The sequence below is a fragment of the Arenibacter nanhaiticus genome, assembly GCF_900141935.1.
In the GTDB taxonomy this organism is placed as follows: Bacteria; Bacteroidota; Bacteroidia; order Flavobacteriales; family Flavobacteriaceae; genus Arenibacter; species Arenibacter nanhaiticus.
In genome coordinates, this window is record NZ_FQYX01000066.1 from 1 (window position 1) to 3,644 (window position 3,644).

Sequence of the window (3,644 nt, forward strand, 5' to 3'; positions counted from 1 at the left end):
TCTTTGTCATTGTCCTTCGCTTTATCGAATTCCCTTCTTTTATGTAAAGCTTTACATAAAAGAAGTTATCAAAACAATAATATTATCAAAAGTAGCCGTAAACGATAACCGTATATGGGGATTTAGCATACAGTTGTTTATAAAACTACTTTTGATAATATCCCGGAAAATTCTATCCAAGACCCTTTAAAAATTCTTTGAGTTTTGTATTTCTTTCCCAGCTTTTGACTTCAGGTTCAGTTACACCAATGTCCACATATGCTTTTTTAAGCGCTTCCCTTTTCAATTTAGAATCTGCTCTGGCATAAACTTCTGTGGTCTGTACAGAAACGTGACCAAGGATATCGCGTATGTAAATGAGATTTACGCCTGCCTGTAACAAATGCATTGCCCGAGAATGCCGGAACATATGAGGATTTATCTTCTCAGGGATAAGTTCAGGCTCTAATAAACGTGCCATAGCTGCATATTTTCTAATGATGTAAGCAATCCCAGGATTCGTGAGTTTATCTTTCCATGCATTGTAAAACAAAGGATGCTGTTCACGCCCGGGAATGTCGAGTCGATGTTCTTTCATATAAGCTTCTAATAAATGCATCATATTATCCTCTAAGGGAACCAAACGTTTCTTCCGCCCTTTGCCAAAAAGCTCTATGATATGAGGTTTACTTCGTCTGATTGATGCAGGGGACAAGTCTATCAGCTCTTGTACCCGGGCTCCGGTGTTGTAAAGAAGCGAGAGCATCGTCAGGTTGCGTCTGCCTGTACGAGTTTGAGAATCTATTTGTTCAAGCAAACATTTTACCCCTGCAACACTCAGGTAATTTAACGTCTCAGATTGTCCTTTCTTCATCTTGATGGAACAAATAGATTTCCATTGAGACATATGAATAGGATCTAAGTACATCATATAATTAAAAAAAGAGCGTAGAGCGGCATAGCGCTGATTACGTGTACTTACAGAATTAGATTTGTCATTTTGCAACCAGTCTAGGAATTTCAGGATATTATCTTTCGTCATCACCGATAAAGACAACCTATCAGGATCTAATTTATGGTGTTCTTTGAAATAGACGATCAAATGAACAAAAGTATCTCTGTAGGACTTTATGGTATTTCCGCTTGCACCTCTCTCTTTAACGAGATAAATGGTGAAGAAATCCTGGAGAACTTCAGCAAAGTCTTTATAGGCTTTCATGGCTATTTATTAATAATGAACGTTCAATTACTCCATTAATTCCAGCAGTTACAGAGGCATCAAGCTCGATTAATTCTGGATAGATTTCACAGGTCAGACGTAGATAATGTTCGGTGTCTAGCACTTTTTTATGTCCAATAAAGGTTGATAATAAAGGAAGACAGCAATAAATATCTTTTCCATCTTTAGCCATTTTGACTAGCGAATGAACACATGCTGTATGCCTTATTCCGTGGATCGTAGGCCCTTCTTGATTCCCTTTGTAAGGTATACCAGCTTCGCTCAGTACTTTATGGTAAAGTTTGGAGACAGTTCTTCTAATGCAGGGCTTGCCTAATGAGGATACAAAGAAATGACCTTCAGAATCTGTAATGCCGCTAACTGGTATTCTATTTCTATATTCGATGTATTGTACAAGTACATCCTTCAAGGATGAATTAATAGGAGCTAATCTTTGTGAGCCATTTTTAGTATGGTTAAGAATGATGATGTTATTAACGAGATCTACATTTTTATTTTTGATAGCAAGAGCTTCACTTATTCGGATTGCTGTACTATACAGCACCCTAATGAGTGCTGGAATAATAATTAATATTGATTTTGCGTGTCGCTCCCTAGCTCTTAGACCATCGCAGGCCACAAAGATCTTTTTAATTTCCTCCTGGGAGTATATATACGGTACAAAGCCGCTATCATGCTTGCGGGGTAATCGTGGAATGTAACATTCCATACCCATCTCTGACATGTACTTCAAAAATCGTATAAAAATAGACGCCTTACTATAAATGGTAGATGTTTTCTGCTCCTGAATGGTATTAAGCCAGTATTCATAAACGTCTTTGGAGATGTAAATATCACCGTGCTTGATCTGGTTAAGGAACTGGTCGATAGTAAGGAGTGTGTATTTAATATCTTGAGCTTTATGTCCCAGCCTGAACTTCTCATTAAGATAAGAAGTAAAATATGGAGCCAGTACACTTGTGTAAACTACAGTATTATTCATAAAGCATCCCTCCTTTCTGTAAATAAAAAGATTCATCCACCATAGGAACAAAGAGAGAACATTCTAATAAGGCCTTAATATCTACTTGAAGGTACGTCATTGTGGCCCCTGTGGTGCTATGGCCTAAAACTTCCGAGATTACAGGTAGGCCCGTTCCTTCTCTTAAAAGAAGAGTGGCAAGACTGTGTCTTAAACTGTGTGGGCCGACACGCTTTCCTTTAGAATCTATTCCTGAGCGATAAATATATTGTGATACAATGGAAGAAAAGGAAGATACACTTATTTCTCGATAAGGATGTCTAGCTGTAAGAAAAATAATTTTCAAAGGGGATGATGGTCGCCCGTTAGTTATATAATCTATTAAAGCATCCCCAACATCAGACAATAAGGGAAGCTTAATATCTCTTTTAGTTTTATATTGCTGTAAATGAATTAAGTTCTGGTCCCAGTCTATATTGGAAAATTTTAAGAGACGGATGTCTGAGGATCGTAATCCAAGCCTAGATGCCAATAGTATCATAGCATAATCGCGTTTGCCTAGGGCACTACTACGTTCTATTGAATTTTCTATTCTTGAGACCTCATTAATGTCATAATAAGATGGCAATTTCTCTTTTCTATGTGATTTAATATTTTTAATTAATTGAGAAAAATCCTGAAGTATATACTGGTGATCATACAAGTACGATAAAAAGCGTTTGATACGCGTCAATACATAGGGTTTCGTGTTTTGGACCGAAGAAATAAAAGAGAGAATGTCGCTCTTGTCCATTGAGCTTAAAGAAACTTTTCTAATATTCATTTTTTGGGAAAAATAACTTAGTTCTTTCCTATATGCTCTCATCGTAATTTCCGTCAACCGTTCATTCGTTTGTAGATGTTCTAAAAATTGCTTTGCTATGGCACCAATCTCTCCCGGATAGGAGTACTTCACAGGATTTGTACGTCGTATAGTATAAGGCTTATCTTCCAGAATTACGTTTAATAGATGAATTGAACGTAAATTCCTTTGTTTACAATTATCCGAGGTTTTCGTGTCCAACAGTATAAAATTTCTATACTGTTCCTCTACATAATGGTTGTAATCATGAAATTGCTCCTTCTCCATAAAAGAGAGAAGTGATCGAATGCCATAGAGATGACGCTCTATGACTGCTTTGTTAAATTGGAAAGTTACAAGCCCTTCGCGAAATCGATTTGTCAAAGCATCCTTAGAAATGCTGTTATCTAACATATTTTACCTTTTTTACGGCAACACCATTGTCACCATAATAAAGGTATATTGTTATCGGAAAAAATTATCAAAATACATAGTGATTTTCAGATACTTGCAGCTTGTTGAAATCATCTACTTTTGATAATATTATTGTTTTGATAACTTCTTTTATGTAAAGCTTTACATAAAAGAAGGGAATTCGATAAAGCGAAGGACAATGACAAAGA

The 3,644-nt window shown here is 36.4% G+C and carries 3 protein-coding genes; all 3 read right to left on the bottom strand.

What is annotated here, in order from left to right; translation table 11 throughout:
- Positions 1-172: 172 nt before the first annotated feature.
- From BUA16_RS18020 to BUA16_RS18030, 3 genes are read right to left on the bottom strand one after another with little or no spacing between them, the layout of a single operon-like run.
- The gene (locus BUA16_RS18020; RefSeq protein ID WP_072766094.1) at positions 173-1,198 is read right to left on the bottom strand and encodes a tyrosine-type recombinase/integrase; all 1,026 of its coding nucleotides are present in this window, start codon (positions 1,196-1,198) and stop codon (positions 173-175) included.
- The gene (locus tag BUA16_RS18025; RefSeq protein WP_072766095.1) at positions 1,185-2,201 is read right to left on the bottom strand and encodes a tyrosine-type recombinase/integrase; all 1,017 of its coding nucleotides are present in this window, start codon (positions 2,199-2,201) and stop codon (positions 1,185-1,187) included. The genes BUA16_RS18020 and BUA16_RS18025 overlap by 14 nt, the downstream gene beginning before the upstream one ends.
- A complete protein-coding gene (locus tag BUA16_RS18030) occupies positions 2,194-3,435 on the bottom strand; it encodes a tyrosine-type recombinase/integrase (RefSeq protein ID WP_084668568.1) in 1,242 nt (413 codons plus the stop codon). Before BUA16_RS18030 ends, BUA16_RS18025 begins: the two co-directional genes overlap by 8 nt.
- Between the last annotated feature and the right edge of the window lie 209 nt (positions 3,436-3,644).